Raw genomic sequence first — 772 nt, 5'->3', positions numbered from 1 at the left:
GCCATCTTAGAGAAGGGGAAGAAGATGATCTACGCCACCTCCTCGGCGACGGTGCCGAAACAGACCGTCGTCGTCCGGAAGGCGTACGGCGCGGGCATCTACGCGATGGGCGGCCCCGCCTACGACCCTGAGAGCGTTATCGGGCTCCCCTCCGGCGAGATCGGTATCATGGGGCCGGAGGCCGCGATCAACGCCGTCTACGCCCGGAAGCTCGCCGAGATCGACGACCCCGAGGAGCGCGCGGCCGAGGAGGATCGCCTCCGCGAGGAGTACCGCGAGGGGATCGACGTCCACCGGATGGCGAGCGAGGTGGTCATCGACGAGATCGTTCCGCCCTCCGACCTCCGCGCCGAACTGGCCGCCCGGTTCGACTTCTACGAGGACGTTCGGAAGGACCTGCCGGACAAAAAGCACGGGACCGTCCTCTGACGCCCCGAACCACGGCGCCGCGATCAGTTCGCCGCCGCGCGCCCCGAGGACCCTCGAACCCGAGCCCGACCGCCAGTCCGGTCCGAGGAGCGCGCCGACGCACGCCGTCGACCACGAGGCCGTTGAGAGACCGACGGCTGAGGCGGGTTTCCGGCCGAAATGACGGTCTCCGCGTTCCGGCGCTCGCGGCCGCAGTAGTTTTAATATCAACGTCGAAATACGACTGACCCGTGACACTCCGAGTGAACGGGAGCTGCCGGTTCCGCTTTCCGGTGCCCGACTACGAGGCGGCGTTCCCGTGGCTTGACTCCCCCCCGAAGTGGCGCCTCGGGAGCGCCGATGC

At 68.3% G+C, this 772-nt stretch carries 1 protein-coding gene; it reads left to right on the top strand.

The window, feature by feature from the left end; all coding sequences use genetic code 11:
* The coding region (locus EXE44_RS17480; protein ID WP_274595386.1) for a carboxyl transferase domain-containing protein at window positions 1-429 on the top strand (429 nt) is incomplete at its 5' end.
* Between the last annotated feature and the right edge of the window lie 343 nt (window positions 430-772).

Origin of the sequence: Halorubrum sp. SS7 (assembly GCF_005435055.1) — an archaeon.
GTDB classification, from domain to species: domain Archaea; phylum Halobacteriota; class Halobacteria; order Halobacteriales; family Haloferacaceae; genus Halorubrum; species Halorubrum salinarum.
The sequence above is the reverse complement of the archived record's forward strand: the minus strand, read 5'-3'. Positions and strand labels throughout refer to the sequence as shown.